Below are 16,891 nucleotides of genomic sequence, written 5' to 3' on the forward strand. Positions count from 1 at the left end.
TTTGAATCCTTTAATTTCCATAATTGTCCCAAATTACAATCACGAACGTTTTTTAAAACAGCGGTTAGAAAGTGTGTTTAATCAGAGTTATGGTAACTTTGAAGTGATTTTATTGGACGATTGCAGTACCGACAATAGTCGTAATATTCTTTCGGATTATGCTAATCATCCTAAAGTGAGTCATTGTGTTTTTAACGAGATTAATACAGGAAATACTTTTATTCAATGGCAAAAGGGGATTCAATTAGCAAAAGGAGCATACATTTGGATTGCTGAAAGCGATGATTATTGTGAAGTAGATTTTCTAGAAAAAGTTTCTAAGCCATTGTTCACCAATGAAGATGTTGTACTTTCTTATTGCCAATCAAATCGCGTAAATGAATTTAATGAAAATAAAGGGACTTGGTTAGATCATACTAAAAAGTTTGAAAAAGGATTTTTATTTTTGAATGATTTTCTAATGGATAGTCCAGCATTTATAGAGGAATTTCTTATTTATAAAAATGTTATTCCTAATGCTAGTGCTGTACTTATGAGGAAGTCAGCTATTGATGTTACTAAATATTTTGATAATATTTCAGAATTTAAATATTGTGGTGATTGGATATTCTATTTTAAATTAATTACAAATAGAAGTGTAGCATTTGTTAGTGAGACCTTAAATAGTTTTAGATTTCATTCTTCTAGCGTTATTGCAAAAGCAAAACAAACTGAAAACAAACTTACAATTATAAAAATTGAATATGAAGTAAGAAGGCTGTTGATGGATTATTTAGCCAATGAAAAGATTCTAAATTATGATAAAATAAAGATTAAGGATAAGTATATAAAAAGAAATTGTTTGACCTATGAAAAAGCTTTATTCTTGGTTAGAACTGGACATTATCTTAGTGGATATTTGCTATTGATAACCGTAATAGATGTTTTTTTTAAAAAATATAAATTAAGAAAAAATCTAGTAATAAAGATTAATAGATTGTTATCTTGATTGATGGCATTATTTTAACGTTTTTGTTGATGATTTTAGATAAATAATTAGGTAAAGTTTAATGAGAAGTATTAGTGATTATCCTTTAGTTTCTATTTGTATTCCTACTTATAATGGAGAAAAATTCATTGTGGAAGCTTTACAGTCTGCCATAAATCAGACCTATAAGAATATCGAGATAATTATTTCCGATGATAATTCTGTTGACAATACATTAGCCATTGTAAAAGAAACGCTTATTAATTCTTCAATTCCATTTTATATTTTTAACAATGAACCTAAAGGTATAGGGGCTAATTGGAACAATTGTATCAAGAAATCCAATGGTGATTATATTAAGTTTCTTTTTCAAGATGATGTATTAGAAGATAATTGTATTACAGAGATGCTTACTGTTTTTCAAGACAATCGAAATATTGGTTTAGTAGCGAGTAAACGTTCTTTTATTGTTGAAGAAAATGCTAAAGGTGAAATAACGAGTAATTGGGTTGTTAAATATGCCAATTTACAACAAACAATTGAGGAAGCCAATGAAGAGTTTCTGGTTTTAAATAAATTATTGTTTAAAAATGAAGAGTTTAGGAAATCCCCATTAAATAAGATAGGAGAACCCAGTGTAGTAATGTTTAAAAAAGAGATTGTAAATAAAATTGGTTTTTTTAGAACTGATTTGAAACAATTGTTAGATTACGAATATTGGTACAGAATTTTAAAAAGGAAAGATATTGTTGTTATTAATAAGGCTTTAGTGAAATTTAGAATTCATAGCGATCAAGCAACAAATGTGAATAGGAATAATGATATTAATGATTACTCAATTTATAATCAAATTTTATACAAAAACTACTATTCACTTTTAAATAAAAATGAGCAAACAAAACTTTATAAAAAATATTCATGGATTTTTAAAGTTTTACGTAAATTAAAAAAAATAACAACAATAGATTTTATATGAAGGTTTTTGCAATTGTTGTAACATATAACCCTATGAAATGGATTGGAAAATGTCTAGGTGGTTTGAAACAAAGTACTTCTTTAGTACAAACTATTGTAGTGGATAACAATTCAACAGATGGAGCTCTTGCATACATAAAACAAAATTTTCCAGATGTACTTGTGTTTGAGAATAATATAAATTTGGGTTTTGGAGCAGCTAATAATATAGGAATAAAAAAAGCTTATGAAGATGGAGCTGATTACGTTTTTCTATTAAATCAAGATGCTTGGATTGAGCCAGACACCATTGAGAAATTAATTTTAGCACAGCAAAAAGAGCCAAAATACGATGTTATCAGTCCTATTCATTTAAATGGGATGGGTGATGCGCTGGATTATAATTTTTCAAATTATGTAGCTCCTAGAAATTGTATTGGGTTTTATTCAGATATGACATTGAAAAAAAACAATCAAAACATCTATGAGCTTCCTTTTGTAAATGCGGCAGCTTGGCTAATGTCAAAGAAATGTATTGAAACTGTTGGTGGTTTTAATCCTTCTTTTTTTCATTATGGGGAAGATTATAATTATGTGCAAAGGATGAAATTCTTTAATCTTAAGATGGGAGTTATTATGAATGCAATAATATATCATGATAGGGGAACTAGAATGAAAAGTTTGTATGATGATGAATACCAGTTGTTTGAAAGAGAGTTCGTTTTGAAAATATCAAATCCTAATAAGTATTATAGTTTTTCAAGAGAATATCAAAAGCTAATCATAAGTCTTGTTAAATCAATTGTTTTATTACGGTTAAAAAGGATTGAAATTATTTTTAAAAAGATTAATATTTTGAAAAATTTAGATAAAAAAGCGATACTTGAAAATAGGGAAAAGAGCATAAAAGAAATAATAGTATTTCTTAAATAGAGTTATTTTTTTAATACAGTTCAGTAGCAAAATTTATGTTTTTAGTATAAAATATTTTGAAGAAAATTTTAATAATAGGGCCATTTAGTGATTTTGGAGGTAGAGAATTAATGTCCGGTTTTATATCATCTGTATTAAGTGCAGAATATGAAGTGACTGTTTGTACAACTGAATTTATAAATTCTCATTCCCAGATTTTTTCTTTTAATAAAGATTTAAATGTTTTTTCTTTAAAAGAATGTGTTTTTAGAAAGTCATTTCTAATAAGGTTTTTTACTTTTTTAAGTTATTTGAAAAATAAAAGGAAAAATAGAATCGAATTTTATACTAATAACTATTTTTCAAAAAAATATTTTAATTATGATACGAAAGTCGAATTGGTCATAGAAAAAATGATATTGAATTCGGATTTGATTTTTATAAATGCCCAAATTCATTCAAGTTATACTAGGCTTATTATAGAAAAAAGTAAAAATAATAATAAGAAAATAATTTTTAGAACAACAGGAACAATTCAACAAAATGAAGAATATTTACATTTAAATGATGTAGATCTATTTATTCATCATTCAGAAAAAAATGCTAGGCAATTAAAAATTGAAAAACATAATTATAAAATCATTGATCAATGTGCTTTTAATGAAAATGAGTTATTACAAATTCCTATAGTAGATAGAAAAATAAAAGTTTTTTTGACGATTGCACGTCTGGAGAAAGAAAAAAATATAGACATCGTTATTAGAGCTTTTTTAAATGTAAAATCTGATGGGGATATTTTATATGTCGTTGGAGATGGTTCAGAATTGAAGAAATTAATTAGAGTTACAGATAATGATAAATCAATTGTTTTTACAGGTTTTGTAAATAATTATGGATTAGATAAATTTTATTCAAAAGCTGATTGTCTTATAATTTCGCATTATGATTTTGAGGCAGGACCATTAACTGGCATAGAAGCAATGGCTAGTGGAAGATTAATAATATCAGCTAAAACTGGAGCTATGGAGCAACGTCTTAAAGGGATTGATGTAACATGGTTTGATAATTCTATAGAAAGTTTATCTAATGGAATACAAAAAAATAAGGATTTAGATATAAATGAAGTAGAGAACTTGTCAATTAAAATAAGAGATAGATATCGTTCTAATCATTTAGAAGAGAAAATTAGATTGAAATATTTAGAAAGTGTAAGAAGTCTAATGAATTCTAAAAAAGTTTAAAAAAAAGTGATGGTTTCAGTTGTAATACGTAATAAAAATGAAGCAACTGCTCTTGAAGTTTTTTTGAGAATTTTGCGTAAAATTTATTCCATAAATAGTGCAATTGTTTATGTACGTTTATCAGAATTAAGTGTTTCTGGAAGAACATTGGATAGAAAAGATAAAGAAAAGGCAAAATTTGATTTTTTGTATTATTTATTGAGTAAAAAATACCACTACTTTTCAGCGCTAGAATTAAAAGAGTTGTATTGCCGCTTCAATAAGTGTTATATCAATAATAAAAAACAGTATGCTATTTTCTTGAAAATATTTAAAATGTATTTTCAGAAAATGCTGTTTAAAGAATATATTTTGTTTATCAAACAAATCGTGTTTTTTACTAAAAAGAATAGAATTAAATTTAAAAATGAGAAAAGGTAAAAATCCATCTAAGGATACTCTATTGCAAAAGACTCCCTCCAACCATAGGATCATAATTCCTTTGTATATTCCTCATGAGGAAGACTATTTCAAAGATGCTTTTACCATTTTTAACTATTGTTTGAATTCCGTCCACAAAACAGCAATTTCAACTTTAAAAGTATCTGTTATTAGCAGTGGATCTTCAAACGAAGTAAATACAAAGTTGTTGGGATTACAAGAACAAGGATTAATAGATGAACTCATTATTGAAAAAGGAAATATTGGTAAAATAAACAGCATTCTAAAAGCATTACGAACTGCTCAAGAAAGACTTATTACCATTACAGATGCCGATGTTTTGTTTGATAACGATTGGGAGCAAGCAGTTGTGGAAGTTTTTGAAGCTTTTCCTAAAGCAGGTTCGGTAAGTCCCGTGCCAGTTTTTAGAACTCATTTAAGGTTGACAGCTAATATTTGGTTTCGTTATCTGTTTTCTAGAAAATTACAGTTCCGTTCTGTCAAGAATCCAGAAGCCATGACGATGTTTGCCAATAGTATTGGTTGGCCTTGGCTCGATATTAAATATAAGGACGTTATAGGGACATTGCAAGCGCCTAATGGAACAATTGCTGTTCTGGGATGTTCTCATTTTGTGGTTACCTACAAGCGAGAAGTATTTGATGCTTTACCCAAAGAGAATTCAAAATTTCAATTAGGGGGCGATAGTGAGTTTTTATATACCGATGAACCCGTAATTAAAATGGGAGGCTATCGATTAGCTACTTATGACAATTATGCCTATCATATGGGGAATGTATATGAAGATTGGATGAAAACCACCTACAATAGATTAGGAATAAGAGTTAAAAAGACAATGGCTTATGAGGATTTAGCGACACTAAAATCTAGTAGATTTAGTTATTTTATTTCGGATAAACTTTTTAAAAAATTATTTTTAATAAAAAGTTTTTATAGGTTTGTGTTAAAAAGCAAAGGATTGAATAAAGTGCAGTTTAAAAATTTTCTTAATTGATAACCCTAGTCCTAACCAACCGCAATCGCGATTTGCGAATCGTAAAAAACTGCCTGCAATCGTTGCAGCAGCAAACATATTCTGATTTTGAATGTGTTTTGGTAGATTATGGCTCAGATCAGGAGTATAAAACACAATTAGAACAATTATTAAAGCAATTTCCTAATCTCAAATATATCGATTGTCCCGTCCAAGGGCAGCTCTGGCACAAATGCAGGGCCATCAATATAGCATTACAACAAACAACTAATCCTTATTTTATTGTGGGGGATATCGATTTGATTTTTGCGCCTACTTTTATAGAAAAAGCTACCGCATTAGCAAAATCGAATGAAGTACATTATTTTCAATACGGTTTCTTATCTCAAGAAGAGTCTTTGTTAAAGAAGGATTTTAATTCATACCAAATTCAATTTAAAGGGTACGAAGAAGTGACAGGTACAACCTTGTTTTCTACTTCGGCATTAAAAGCGCTCCATGGCTACGACGAGTTTTACCATGGCTGGGGCGCAGAAGATACTGATATTCACATTCGAATGAAAAATGCTGGATATACAGTTCACTTTTATAATAAAGAAATCTTACTGAAACACCAATGGCATCCTAAGATATACAGGAGCAAAGCAAGTATACATCCTTTTCATTCACTTTTAGAACGTATTAATCATGCCTATATGTTGCAAACACAAGCAACACAAAGAACAGTAGTTAATCAAAATCTGGATTGGGGTAAAATACCGTTGCTAAGTGATTATGAAAAACTGTCTAAAATAGATACGGTATTACAATTAAAATCTAGTGTTCTTGAAATAAATGCAGTTTTAGCCCAAATGGCTAATTTTAGTGATGAAGTAATTGCAATAGAAATAACAGCGCTTTCGGGCACAGCGAAAATTAAAAATCAGCTAAAAAAGATAGCTGGAAAGAAATACCAGCCTCTATATAATTTGGAAACGGTCAATAATTTGTTGTTAGAAACCATTATTAAGCAGTACAGAAACAATCCTTATTCGTATAGTTTTGATCGCAAAAAAAGTATAATCCAATTCAAAATGTATTTTCAATCAGGAAAATATAGTGGATGTTAAATTAAAAAAGTGGTCTGGAGGTGATGTTGTAATCATAATAAAGAACCTAACATTGTGTATAGAACTAAACGAATTCCCCTCTTGAGAGGGGCTAGGGTTGTGTTCGCATCGTTTGTCTTAGTGGGATTTTCCCATTTTAAGTAAAACATAATAATTTGCACAATCTGATTCCCCTCTGGAGAGGGGCTAGGGGTGTGTAAAAATTAATTAAATTAGTCGTTATATTTTAAATTCATATAATAAACAGAAGCTAATAATTTATGAAAATCCTAATGGTTTCCATTCCTTCCCTCCATTTCTTTAGATGGACCAGTCAACTTCAGGACTCCGGTCATGAAGTCTATTGGTTTGATAGTACTGGAATGAGTCAAACTATAGAAAGGATACAATGGGTAAAACAAAAAACAGCTTGGAAATTGCATTGGGATTTCCCGGCTCGCATTCGACTAAAAAAGAAATGTCCTCGAATTTATTCTTGGATTCAAAAAGTAAATGAAAAGAATACAGCTAAAGTATTTGAAGATTACCTAAATGATATTAAGCCTGATGTAGTGCATAGTTTTGCTTTATACCTGTCATGCACACCTATTATTTCAGTAATGGAAAAATACCCGGATATTAAATGGATATATTCCTCTTGGGGTAGTGATTTGTTTTATTTTCAAAATGTACCAAAGTATTTAGCAGATATTAAACGGGTTTTGCCAAGAGTGAATTATTTGTTCACCGATTGCCAACGCGATTATAAGATTGCCCAACAACATGGTTTTAAGGGAGAGTTCTTAGGTGTTTTTCCCGGAGGCGGTGGTTTTGATTTAGAAAAATTGAAAACCTATAAAATTCCCTTTGAAGAACGAAAAATAATTTTAATTAAAGGATTTCAAGGGCGTTCGGGTCGAGCTATTCCAGTCTTACAAGCAATAGAACAATTAAACCACCTACTTTCTGATTTTGAAATTGTAGTTTTTGGAGCAGATTCAGAAGTGGTTGATTTTATAGATAAATCAAAATTACAACATTGGATAAATTTTGAAATAAAAGGGAAAATACCTCACGATAAAGTGTTAGAATTAATGGGGAAATCACTATTGTATATTGGGAACAGTAATTCAGATGGGATTCCTAATACTTTGCTAGAAGCAATAATTATGGATGTTTTGCCAATTCAATCCAATCCGGGAGGAGCAACAGCAGAAATTATAAATCATGAAATAAATGGTCTTCTGATTGAAGATTGCGAAGGTGTTCTAGAAATAAAAGAATATATTGAAAAAGGAGTTTTTATGGCGTTAAAATCAGATTATAATTTTAGAAAAATAGCTAAAAAATTAGAATACCATAGTTTAAAAAAAGAAGTTTTAAAACAATATAGTACAATAATTAAAAGTGCAGAATAACATTACAACACAAAAAGATATCAAGCAGTTAATTATTGATATAGAACGGAAATGGCCTGTAGACAAATGGATGATTAACGATATCCATATTTGGCCATATATCAGAATTAAGATTTATATTCATTTTTTGAATAAGTTATTTTTGTCTCCAACAGAAAACGACATTACAAATAAAGAAGTTGTAGTTGTAAAAGATTTAACTATTATAAAATACTTAAAGAAAGCTATTAGACTAATAACTGCTTTTTATAATCTGGTATTTTTCTTTCTTAAATTAGAAAATAAAAAAATCATTTTTTTTGGTGCACATTATCATCGCATTCTTTATAAGGGGAAATATTTTAATAGGTTTTATGATTCAATGGTTGAGTATCATAATTTAAAAGATGATGTTTATATGATTGAATATAAAAAAATCTATAATTTAAATTACAATAATAAAGCAATAATCAATTTAGATAAATATTTAGGTTCTTATAAGCTAATTATGAGTCTACTAAATAAAGCGAATTCTAAAAAAAGTAATATAGAAGGATATGATGAATTCTATGAAACTTTAAGTATAAAAACACTTAATATTGAAAAAGAAAGTTTATTCAAATGGAGTAAAAAAATAAATAGTTTAGAAGGCTTTTATACCCGTCTTTATAAAAAAGTGAAACCAGATAAGATAGTTTTTTTAGGTTATTATGGATTGGATGATTTAACTGCTGCAATAGTATTTGCTAATAAATGTGATGTAACTACGATTGATTTACAGCATGGAACTCAAATTAATAATATGGCTTTTAGTAATTGGACAAAAATTCCAGAAAATGGTTTTAATACAGTTGTGAAAGAGTTCTGGACTTGGGACGAAGAATCAAAAAATAATATTGATCAATGGGCTAATAAAAGTTCAATAGCTAAAACAAAAGTAATTGGACAACCCTATGTTTCTTATTGGACAAATATTCAAAGTAAAGATGTGAATAATGATAAAAAAATACTTTATACTTTACACCTTTCTAAAATTGATGAAATGTTGACTAAGGATATAATCTTGTTAATTAAAAAAATCAATTATAATTGGATTTTAAGATTACATCCACGAAATTTCATTAGTATTACAGAGATAGAAGAATATCTTTTTGTAAACGGAATTAAGAATAAAGTAGTAATACAGAATTCAATTCAGATGCCATTGCCAGAAATTTTAAGCCAGTCTATTTTACATGTAACAAATTATTCAGGTTCTCTTATCGAAGCAAGAATGATGAATACACCAACATTAATTATTAATAAATTAGGCTTAGAAATTTATAAACAATACGTTGATAATAAATTAGTTTTTTTTGCTGATTTTGAAAAGCAAAATTTCAGTTCAGATTTTGAGAATATAATTAAAAGTATTGAAGAAAATAATACAATTACAACTAATTTAGAAGTTTATAATCCGTTATCATAAACAGAAGTCAATTTTGAATATAAAAGAAAATTTTTTGTGGATTTCTAACTTGCGAGCTATAAGTGTTATTGCCGTTATCTTAATACATACAGCTTCTCCTTTGGTTATGAAATTTGGTTTGTTATCAAATAGGCAATGGAATTATGCTAATTTTTATGACGCTTTAGCCCGCTTTTGCGTTCCCGTATTTGTAATGATTTCTGGAGCTGTAATGCTCAATAAAGAATATGAGGTAGGTTCTTTTTTCAAAAAACGTTTTTTTAGAATTGGTTTACCATTCTTATTTTGGAGTATTTGTTATGTTTTATATGCTGTTTTTATAAAAACAAATGATTATCAAAAAATGCATTCTTTTGATATAATTAAAAAGCTAATTAGATCTATTTATTTTGGAAGCGCATATCATTTGTGGTATGTCTATATGCTTTTCGGATTAATATTAATTATCCCAATTCTGAATGCATGGATTATTAGAGCAAAGAAAAATGAAATACATTTTTTTTTGTTGTTATGGTTTATAACACTATTATTTAAAAACCTTGGTTTTGAAAATTATAAACCTATTATTGAATTGTCTTATTTTTCTGGTTATGTTGGCTATTTGGTATTGGGCTATTATTTGTCAGTAATTGAAATTAAGAAAGAAAAAAAGTGGGCGATAATAGCATTGTTGTTGTTTATTTTAGCTTCATTTATTACTTTTTTTTGGACCTATTGGTTTTCAATATCAAATAGTAAAATAGATACTTCTAGCTACGATTTTTTTCGTTTTAATGTACTTTTAGCATCAATAGGAATTTTTATGTTTTTTAGGTTGTCAAATTTTTTCAATAAGGAAAGTAATGTTTTTTTTTCTGAAATTAGTTGTTTTAGTTATGGCATCTATTTGATTCATGTTTTTGTTCTATGGGGTCTAGATAGTTTTGGTATAAATGCTTCATTGATATGTCCATCAATAGGTATTCCAATAACTGTTTTTTTATGTGTGATTATTTCAGTAGTTATTGTCAAAATGATCAATAAAAATTCAATCGGGTTTTATATTTCAGGTTAATTAATTTTCTTTAAACATTAAATGAAGTTAATTTTGAAGAGGATTCAAGAAATTTTCCACCCTTTAGGGACGGGGCAAATGAAAATTTCGATTTTAGTAAATGTAAACAAGCTCTTAAATAATGATATTTTCAAACAAAATCCGACTGTTTTGGTGGAACGAAAAAATAATACAGGGAAAATCCAAAGAAAATTACGGGGATTTACTGGGGAAGTATCTGGTGGAAAAAATTTCAGGGAAAGCCGTCTGTTTTGCTTGGCCAAAAAAGCGGGCTGTTTTAGATTATTTTCAACCAATTTACGTTACTGTCGGAAGTATTTTGACTAACGTCAATCACAAATGTATTGTTTGGGGTAGTGGGATTATCAGTCAAAAATACCCCGTAAAAAAAGCCGTTTTTTTAGCGGTGAGAGGGCCACAAACAAGAAAGTTTCTGTTGAATACAGGTTATGAAGTCCCTGAAGTTTATGGAGATCCCGCATTGTTGTTACCTCGTTATTTTGCTCCAAAAGTAGAAAAGAAATACAAATACGGTATCGTTCCTCATTATGATGATTATAAGTTTATTTCAAATTGGTTTCAAGATCATTCGGATATACATCTAATTGATATGATGACAACCGATGTCGAAGCTAAAACCATAGAATTCTTGCAATGCGAGAAGATAATTTCTTCTTCTTTACATGGAATTATTGTGGCGCATGCTTATGGGATTCCGGCAGTATGGCAAAAGTTTTCAGACAAAGTTTTTGGGGATGATATCAAATACCAGGATTATCTAGAATCAGTAGACTTAAGTTTTTATAAACCAGACATACAAGAAAGCTGTTATTCTCAGTCACAATTAGAAGAATTATTTAAAACATACCCATGTTTGCCCAAACCAGAAGTAATCGAGTCCTTAAGAAACGGTTTGATGGCGGTTTGTCCTTTTGAAAAATAATTTCGTTTAGTATTCTGTCAGTCTGAGCCTGTCGAAGACCTCGTATAGTGAATAAATAAGCACTTCGATAAGCTCAGTGTGACAGAAAATAAAATAAGAATAAATATAGTATTTAATATAGTTAGAGGAGTGTAAATCTTAAAAGTTGTCACGAATTACAATTTTCCTTTTCAAAAAACATCAGTGTAATCAGTGGCAAAAAAATAAATTAGCTACTTCAAAATACTATATTTGTGTTGAGTTCGATACATAAAAAGTGAGAAAATGAAAAAAACAGCTATAATCCCCTTAAGAAAAGAATCCAAAGGAATTCCTGGAAAAAATAAGAAAAAAATGCTGGGACGTCCCTTGTTTTCTTGGGTGTTAGCAGAAGCTGTTTTTTCAAATTTGGATGAAGTTTATGTATTTACCGACGATCGGGAAATTATAGAGTACATTGATAAAGAATACCATTGGACAACTAAAGTAAAAGCAATTTTACGTTCCAGTGAAAATGCCACCGATACCGCTTCCACCGAAAGCGTCCTGCTGGAATTTGCCGAACAAATCAAATATGATTTTGATATCCTTTGTTTGCTTCAAGCCACTTCACCGATGACAAAAGCGGCAGATATTAATACGGTTTTAGATAAAATAGAAAACGAAAAATTTGATTCGGCCCTTACGGTGGTCAATACCCATCGTTTTACCTGGAATGCTGATGGGACACCACAAAATTACGATATATTCAATCGGCCAAGACGACAAGACTTTAAAGGATTATTGGTCGAAAATGGAGCCGTATACGCCACCACCAAAGCTGCTTTTTTGGATTCCAAAAATAGGCTCAGTGGCAAGATTGCTATAGTAGAAATGGAGGAATCCAGTTATGTAGAAATCGATAGCAGTACCGATTGGGAAATAGTGGAAAAGTTGTTAGCGAATCGTTTGCAAAAAGCTAAAAAACACAATAGAATTGATTATTTAGTATTAGATGTAGACGGGGTTTTTACGGACGGCAGTGTTTATTTTGGAGCAGAAGGAGAGTTGATGAAAAAATTTGATATGCGTGATGGCATGGGACTCGAAATACTTAGGCAAAACAAAGTCGAAGTAGTTGTAATGACCTCTGAAAATTCTGCTTTAGTAGAAGCACGCATGAAAAAATTACAAATAAAACATACGTATTTAGGAGTTAAAGATAAATATGCTCTTTTAACTCAATTTCTTAAGGATAGGAATGTAGGTTTTGATCAAGTAGCTTATGTGGGTGATGATGTGAATGATTTGGCTAACATCTGTAGCGTTGGTTGGTCTTTTTGTCCAGCCAATGGAACTGAAATCGTAAAACAGCATGCCGATTATATTTTAACCCATAATTCAGCTGATGGAGCCATTAGAGAAGTGAGTGAGATTTTAATGAAGTACAATAAACGATATTGATTTAATTGTTTATTTTGGTGCTGAACTTATTACTCGAATGCTATATTAGTTTTTTCATTAAGGGCTTATTTTTAAAATAATATTTTACAATTTATAAGTTGAGCTTAGTTTGTCCTTAGCTTTCGCAGTCGAGTGTCAAATGTTTGAAGAATACGTAAAAAGAAAATCTGTTTGAGCGAAGCGAGTTATTTTCTTTTAGTATTCGAAAACTAATTTGACCGACGAGGAAGTGTAAGACTTGATTTTTTTTGTTTCTTTTTTGATCAAGCAAAAAAGAAAATTAATAAGCCTAAATATTTTTATTTTCAATAAAAAATATTGGTAACCTTCTATTGCATTTTTTGCAAAGAATAGGATTAATCGTCTCCTACACATCCAAATAAATTTAGAATAATTATCAGAGTATAGTAATAATTAAAGAAATTTAATTTTATTTGTTTCACCAAAAGAAAAAAAATGAACCACTATAAAAAACCCTATGTCATTGCCGAAATAGGCTGCAATCACAAAGGAGAAATGGAAATAGCCAAAGAACTTATCAAAATTGCCAAAATATTTTGCAATGCCGATGCAGTGAAATTCCAAAAAAGAAACAACAAAGAGTTGTTAACGGATGCCCAATACAATGCACCACACCCCAATAGTTCGAATGCTTATGGGGCGACTTATGGAGAACACCGCGAATATTTAGAATTTGACGTCAACCAGCACGCCGAATTAAAAAGATATTGCGAGTCCATTGGCATAACCTATTCCACTTCGGTTTGGGATACCACTTCTGCCAAAGAAATTGCCTCTTTAAAACCAGATTTTATCAAAATTCCTTCGGCTTGTAATAACAATTATACCATGCTGTCATGGTTGTGCAACAACTATCAGGGCGAAATTCATATTTCAACCGGAATGACTACCAAAGATGAAACCGATGCATTGGTAAATTTCTTTATTAAAAAAGGACGCAATCAGGATTTGGTGTTATACAACTGTACTTCGGGTTATCCAGTCCCTTTTGAAGACGTCTGTTTGTTAGATATCAATTTGCTTAAACAAAAGTATGCGGATAAGGTCAAACACATTGGATTCTCAGGACACCATTTAGGAATTGCAGTAGACATTGCCGCATACACCTTAGGAGCCAATATCATCGAAAGACATTACACCCTAGACCGTACCTGGAAAGGAACCGATCATGCGGCCTCTTTAGAACCAATGGGCTTACGTAAATTAAGCCGAGATTTGAATGCCGTTTATGCAGCCTTAAATTATAAAAGCACCGACATATTACCTATTGAGCAAGTGCAACGCGATAAGTTGAAGAATCAGAAAGGATAGTCTTGGACATTGTTTGCTTGAAAAAAAACTTATTATTTATCATGAACGTGATAGATTTTCGTCTCTCTTTAGGGCAGGGGAAAAACAAAAATCGATATTTTTAATTTTGTCTTCCGCAAGCCTAAAAGAATCAAAAAAGAAAGATAGTACCTCGATATTTAATAAACGTTTTAGATTTTCGCCTCCCTTTAGGGCAGGGGTAAGCGAAAATCAGGACTCTTTAGCCTATCTTTTTTTGCAGGAGTAAAGCGAAAATCAAATCCTTTCTGCCGATATTTTACCTATTGAGCAAGTGCAACGCGATAAGTTGAAGAATCAGAAAGGATAGTCTTGGACATTGTTTGCTTGAAAAAAAACTTATTATTTATCATGAACGTGATAGATTTTCGTCTCTCTTTAGGGCAGGGGAAAAACAAAAATCGATATTTTTAATTTTGTCTTCCGCAAGCCTAAAAGAATCAAAAAAGAAAGATAGTACCTCGATATTTAATAAACGTTTTAGATTTTCGCCTCCCTTTAGGGCAGGGGTAAGCGAAAATCAGGACTCTTTAGCCTATCTTTTTTTGCAGGAGTAAAGCGAAAACCAAATCCTTTCTGCCGATATTTTACCCATAGAACAAGTACAAAGAGAAAAGTTGAAGAATAAAAAGGGATATTTTTGAGTATAGTTTGTTTTAAACTAATGAACGTGATAGATTTTCGTCTCTCTTTAGGGCAGGGGAAAACAAAAATCGATATTTTTAATTTTGTCTTCCGCAAGCCTAAAAGAATGAAAAAGGAAGATAGTACCTCGATATTTAATGAACGTGATAGATTTTCGCCTCCCTTTAGGGTAGGGGTAAGCGAAAATCAGGATTCTTTAGCCTATCTTTTTTTGCAGGAGTAAAGCGAAAACCAAATCCTTTCTGCCGATATTTTACCCATAGAACAAGTACAAAGAGAAAAGTTGAAGAATAAAAAGGGATAGTTTGGTGTATAGTTTGTTTTAAACTAATGTACGGTTTAGATTTTCGCCTCCCTTTAGGGCAGGGGAAAAACGAAAATCTATTCTAAAGTTTAAAGCAACAAAAAGAGAATGATATTAATTTGTGAAAATTAGTGTAATTTGTGGTAAAATGAAAAAAAACACTAGGTTTGTACTCATTAAATAAAAAAGCTAGTAAGCTTTCTTTAGCATAAGAAATCAAACCGATGAACAAAAAAATCCTTATTTTTTTTCCGGATGGGGTAGGATTACGCAATTTTGCCTTTACGCAATTTAAAGAAATTGGGGAGCAAAAAGGAAACCAAATCATCTATTGGAACAATACTGCTTTTCCATTACAGGAAGAGTTGGGCTATGATGAGATAAAAATAAAAAAACAAAAGATTCATCCGCTTACCCCATTGTATTGCCGAATCAGAAAGCACATTGAGCTGAATGTGGCCACAAAAAAGTTTTCGGATTCCGTGTACCAAACCTATAAATTCCCATTTAATTATAACGGATTAAAAAATACTTTGATGACCCTTTTCATCAGATTGCTTATCGGATTCAATTCTTCCGAAAAGGGAATCCTTCGCATCCGAAAACGCATCAATAAACTGGAACGTTCCACTGAAAAATACGCTTATTGCAAAACGCAATTGCAGGAAATCAAACCCGATTTGGTTTTTTGTACCACCCAACGCGCCACCCAATCCATTGGAGCTTTATTGGCCGCTCAGGATTTAGGAATCCCAACACTGACCTTTGTCTATTCTTGGGACAATGTGCCTAAGGCGATGCAGCTCGTAGAAACCGATTATTATTGTGTATGGAGTGATTTGATGAAAAAGGAAATGCGGCAATACTACCCTTTTATCAAAGAAAGCCAACTCTTTGTAACAGGTACTCCGCAGTTTGAACCGCATTACGATGTTTCTTTATTGCAAACCAGAGAAGCATTTTTTTTCCAATACAATTTAGATACCGCAAAAAAGTACATCTGTTTTTCAGGTGATGATCAAACGACCTCACCTTTAGATCAGTATTATCTGGAAGATTTGGCTAATGCGGTTAGATCATTGAATACTAAAGGATACCATCTCGGTATCATTTATAGAAAATGTCCTGTAGATACGACTTTAAGATACAATGCGGTGATTGAGGCTAATAAAGACATTATAGCGGTAATAGATCCTTTGTGGAAAGCCATGGGCAAACAATGGAACGAAGTATTTCCAACCAAAGCCGATTTGCAATTGTTGCATAATGTCTGCGCCCATTCTGAAATGGTAACTAATGTTTGTTCATCAACAGTCTTTGACTTTGTAGCACATCATAAACCTTGTATATATTACAATTATGAGCAGCCCCAATTAAAAAAAGGAATTCGGGATATTGGACAAAATTACAAATACGTCCACTTTAGAAGCATGCCAAGTCCCGAAGCAGCTATCTTTTGTACGGATAAAAAGCAATTAGAAAGCCAAATAGAAGCTGTATTAAAAGGCAATTTATCTAATGTCTCCGAAGGGGAAAAATGGTATAAAATTGTAGCAGGAAAAACCCCAACTCAGGCTTCTGAAAAAATTTGGAATACTATTGACAACATTATAAATTAATTTGAATTAATAGCAGTATCAAAAGCTCTCATGTAGCACATTCGTATTCCCCTCTTAGGGGCTAGGGCTGTGTTAAAAAGGCGAAGGTGTAAATTAAAAGTTTTCATTTACCA

The 16,891-nt window shown here is 30.8% G+C and carries 15 protein-coding genes; all 15 read left to right on the forward strand.

Annotated features, from left to right (window positions below):
- Window position 1 precedes the first annotated feature (1 nt).
- Window positions 2-988 (forward strand): glycosyltransferase, encoded by a 987-nt coding sequence (locus AC4FRF_RS08160; protein WP_491158989.1) that lies wholly within the window; start codon window positions 2-4, stop codon window positions 986-988.
- Window positions 989-1,049: 61 nt separating this feature from the next.
- A complete protein-coding gene (locus AC4FRF_RS08165; protein ID WP_491158990.1) occupies window positions 1,050-1,943 on the forward strand; it encodes a glycosyltransferase in 894 nt (297 codons plus the stop codon).
- Window positions 1,940-2,854, forward strand: coding sequence for a glycosyltransferase family 2 protein (locus AC4FRF_RS08170; RefSeq protein WP_491158991.1), 915 nt, complete (start codon window positions 1,940-1,942; stop codon window positions 2,852-2,854). Before AC4FRF_RS08165 ends, AC4FRF_RS08170 begins: the two co-directional genes overlap by 4 nt.
- A 56-nt stretch (window positions 2,855-2,910) precedes the next feature.
- Entirely contained in the window at window positions 2,911-4,074 is a 1,164-nt protein-coding gene (locus tag AC4FRF_RS08175) for a glycosyltransferase (protein WP_491158992.1), read from the forward strand.
- A 9-nt stretch (window positions 4,075-4,083) separates the two neighbouring features.
- Window positions 4,084-4,494, forward strand: coding sequence for a hypothetical protein (locus tag AC4FRF_RS08180; protein ID WP_491158993.1), 411 nt, complete (start codon window positions 4,084-4,086; stop codon window positions 4,492-4,494).
- Complete coding sequence (locus AC4FRF_RS08185; RefSeq protein WP_491158994.1) at window positions 4,481-5,509, forward strand: glycosyltransferase; 1,029 nt, start codon at window positions 4,481-4,483, stop codon at window positions 5,507-5,509. The genes AC4FRF_RS08180 and AC4FRF_RS08185 overlap by 14 nt, the downstream gene beginning before the upstream one ends.
- Window positions 5,506-6,597, forward strand: a complete 1,092-nt coding sequence (locus AC4FRF_RS08190; RefSeq protein ID WP_491158995.1) for a glycosyltransferase family 2 protein — start codon at window positions 5,506-5,508, stop codon at window positions 6,595-6,597. The genes AC4FRF_RS08185 and AC4FRF_RS08190 overlap by 4 nt, the downstream gene beginning before the upstream one ends.
- A gap of 260 nt (window positions 6,598-6,857) precedes the next feature.
- Window positions 6,858-7,994, forward strand: a complete 1,137-nt coding sequence (locus AC4FRF_RS08195) for a glycosyltransferase (protein ID WP_491158996.1) — start codon at window positions 6,858-6,860, stop codon at window positions 7,992-7,994.
- Window positions 7,984-9,441, forward strand: a complete 1,458-nt coding sequence (locus tag AC4FRF_RS08200) for a hypothetical protein (protein ID WP_491158997.1) — start codon at window positions 7,984-7,986, stop codon at window positions 9,439-9,441. Before AC4FRF_RS08195 ends, AC4FRF_RS08200 begins: the two co-directional genes overlap by 11 nt.
- A 13-nt stretch (window positions 9,442-9,454) precedes the next feature.
- Window positions 9,455-10,495, forward strand: a complete 1,041-nt coding sequence (locus AC4FRF_RS08205; RefSeq protein ID WP_491158998.1) for an acyltransferase — start codon at window positions 9,455-9,457, stop codon at window positions 10,493-10,495.
- Between the two features lie 121 nt (window positions 10,496-10,616).
- The gene (locus AC4FRF_RS08210) at window positions 10,617-11,438 is read left to right on the forward strand and encodes a polysaccharide pyruvyl transferase family protein (RefSeq protein WP_491158999.1); all 822 of its coding nucleotides are present in this window, start codon (window positions 10,617-10,619) and stop codon (window positions 11,436-11,438) included.
- 264 nt (window positions 11,439-11,702) lie between these two features.
- A complete protein-coding gene (locus AC4FRF_RS08215; protein ID WP_491159000.1) occupies window positions 11,703-12,860 on the forward strand; it encodes a cytidylyltransferase domain-containing protein in 1,158 nt (385 codons plus the stop codon).
- 456 nt (window positions 12,861-13,316) lie between these two features.
- Window positions 13,317-14,192 (forward strand): N-acetylneuraminate synthase family protein, encoded by an 876-nt coding sequence (locus AC4FRF_RS08220; protein WP_491159001.1) that lies wholly within the window; start codon window positions 13,317-13,319, stop codon window positions 14,190-14,192.
- Window positions 14,193-14,874: 682 nt separating this feature from the next.
- Window positions 14,875-15,078 carry a hypothetical protein gene (locus tag AC4FRF_RS08225; RefSeq protein WP_491159002.1) on the forward strand — a complete coding sequence of 68 codons (204 nt, stop codon included), beginning with the start codon at window positions 14,875-14,877 and terminating at the stop codon, window positions 15,076-15,078.
- A 305-nt stretch (window positions 15,079-15,383) separates the two neighbouring features.
- Window positions 15,384-16,778: a UDP-glycosyltransferase gene (locus tag AC4FRF_RS08230; RefSeq protein WP_491159004.1), complete on the forward strand. Its 1,395-nt coding sequence runs from the start codon at window positions 15,384-15,386 to the stop codon at window positions 16,776-16,778.
- Window positions 16,779-16,891: the final 113 nt, after the last annotated feature.

Source organism: Flavobacterium sp. ST-158 (genome assembly GCF_058309975.1).

Coding starts and splice junctions, on each gene's coding strand:
- AC4FRF_RS08195 (WP_491158996.1), top strand. CDS start 6,858: ATGAAAATCCTAATGGTTTCCATTCCTTCCCTCCATTTCTTTAGATGG.
- AC4FRF_RS08230 (WP_491159004.1), top strand. CDS start 15,384: ATGAACAAAAAAATCCTTATTTTTTTTCCGGATGGGGTAGGATTACGC.
- AC4FRF_RS08210 (WP_491158999.1), top strand. CDS start 10,617: ATGATATTTTCAAACAAAATCCGACTGTTTTGGTGGAACGAAAAAATA.
- AC4FRF_RS08215 (WP_491159000.1), top strand. CDS start 11,703: ATGAAAAAAACAGCTATAATCCCCTTAAGAAAAGAATCCAAAGGAATT.
- AC4FRF_RS08220 (WP_491159001.1), top strand. CDS start 13,317: ATGAACCACTATAAAAAACCCTATGTCATTGCCGAAATAGGCTGCAAT.
- AC4FRF_RS08225 (WP_491159002.1), top strand. CDS start 14,875: ATGAACGTGATAGATTTTCGTCTCTCTTTAGGGCAGGGGAAAACAAAA.
- AC4FRF_RS08170 (WP_491158991.1), top strand. CDS start 1,940: ATGAAGGTTTTTGCAATTGTTGTAACATATAACCCTATGAAATGGATT.
- AC4FRF_RS08185 (WP_491158994.1), top strand. CDS start 4,481: ATGAGAAAAGGTAAAAATCCATCTAAGGATACTCTATTGCAAAAGACT.
- AC4FRF_RS08165 (WP_491158990.1), top strand. CDS start 1,050: ATGAGAAGTATTAGTGATTATCCTTTAGTTTCTATTTGTATTCCTACT.
- AC4FRF_RS08180 (WP_491158993.1), top strand. CDS start 4,084: ATGGTTTCAGTTGTAATACGTAATAAAAATGAAGCAACTGCTCTTGAA.